Source organism: Christiangramia qingdaonensis (assembly GCF_048381525.1).
Taxonomy (GTDB): Bacteria; Bacteroidota; Bacteroidia; order Flavobacteriales; family Flavobacteriaceae; genus Christiangramia.
In genome coordinates this window covers 1,228,695-1,230,238 of sequence record NZ_JBLWIM010000012.1, presented here as the reverse complement: position 1 = coordinate 1,230,238, position 1,544 = coordinate 1,228,695, and the positions used below count along the sequence as shown (strand labels likewise).

The window sequence follows — 1,544 nt, the reverse complement described above, 5'->3', positions numbered from 1 at the left end:
GTTTACCCGGCTTTCTAACCGGAACGAAGCCTGCCTTTAGTTCCTGTGCCAGCAGACTGGCGAAAAAGAATCCCCTGGACTCCATTCCTACCACCTTATCTATTTTTACGTCTGGAAGTTTGTCAATAAAATTTACAACAACTTCTTTCATAGCCTTGTGATCCAGCAAGAGCGGACTTATATCTTTATATCCTATTCCTTCCTTCGGAAAGTTCTCGATCTCGCGTATATAATTCTTCAATTCCATATTTTATAGATCAAACTGTGATTGCTTTATTCAAATATTTTCGGAAAGGTAGCATCTCCCTATAGATCTCTATCAGTTTTTCCTGAAAATCATTCTTCAGAATTTGTTTTCGAGTGAGGTCAACCTGAACAGCAAAAGTTTTATTCCGCAGTAGTTCAATATGTTGATGATCCTTGTCAAAGCCTTTGGGTGCGGTTTTAAGCTTTTCATCATGTACAAGTCCGCCGAATGTTTCCACAAATGAATTCTTTTCGATAATTTCTTTAAACTCGGCACCATTATAATCGATAGCTGAACGTATACTATCAAGTATGGACTTTTTGGGACGGTAAAATCCGCCGGCTACAAAGCTTCCGTTGATCCCTATATGAATATAAAAATCTCCTTTTTCAGGCTTGTCATCCAGACCTGCGCCAAAATGGTCCTTGTATATTGGTTTATTAGGGTGAAACATCAGGTTATTGTTAATCCTGTTGATTGCTTTCTTACCTTCTGTTGGTGCATAATCTTCATCAATATTAGCCAATTTTATATCAAGCTCATTTAACCATAAGATGTATGAATCGCGAATATGATAGTATTCTTTACGATGTTCGTCCATCCACTCTTTCGAATTATTCTTGTTCAGATCTCTTAAAAAAGTGAACATTTTTTTAAAATCCATGTACAATATTTGAATTGTAAAGATCGCCAAAAACACCGGTATTGCAATAGTTAATCATGATCCTACAAGATAGCTTTCTACTTATAAAATTGGAATACAGCTTATTACGTTCAAGTTTTATTCAATACCGTTAATAATCTGACTGACTATCTTTTATATTTATACGACCAACCTGTAAAAATCATTATTATGATCTTCAAAAAACTGGGAGATGATATTTTCGCGCCTGCACCCAAGGCTATGGCACTAATAGATGCTAAAGATCCTAAATTCAACTACTACCTTTCTTCAAGAATTAGAGGGCCTTTAATTGATCTGGACATTACCACTAAGATCTTTCACAATAATGAAATGTTCGTGCGTAAATCTAGTTATCGGGTTAAGCTGGGACAAATCGAAAAGTGCGTCAAACAAAACCTTATAGAACACATGCTCCTATTAGGACTACCGGAAGCAGAAATTCCAGATAGCCTGAAATCTGAGAGTTTTAAGGCAGACGTCATCAGGAATATAAATCGGAGAATTTATACGGATTAATCATAATTCCCCCTGGAAAGAAGCTCTGTTGAAAAACCGGACTTTTTTATTTAAGGTAAGACATAAAAAAAACTGCAACCTAAGTTGCAGTTTTTT

At 35.9% G+C, this 1,544-nt stretch carries 3 protein-coding genes; 1 reads left to right on the top strand and 2 read right to left on the bottom strand.

Translation table 11 applies throughout. From position 1 onward, the window contains the following. Together ACNI3T_RS10580 and ACNI3T_RS10575 are read right to left on the bottom strand one after the other, a co-directional pair. The coding region (locus ACNI3T_RS10580; RefSeq protein ID WP_472272550.1) for a type I phosphoribosyltransferase at positions 1 to 247 on the bottom strand (247 nt) is incomplete at its 3' end. A gap of 10 nt (positions 248 to 257) precedes the next feature. After that, positions 258 to 911: a DUF2461 domain-containing protein gene (locus tag ACNI3T_RS10575; protein ID WP_418227756.1), complete on the bottom strand. Its 654-nt coding sequence runs from the start codon at positions 909 to 911 to the stop codon at positions 258 to 260. A gap of 189 nt (positions 912 to 1,100) precedes the next feature. Between ACNI3T_RS10575 and ACNI3T_RS10570 the strand changes: the two genes are divergently transcribed. Next, entirely contained in the window at positions 1,101 to 1,448 is a 348-nt protein-coding gene (locus ACNI3T_RS10570; RefSeq protein ID WP_418227755.1) for a hypothetical protein, read from the top strand. Positions 1,449 to 1,544 lie beyond the last annotated feature (96 nt).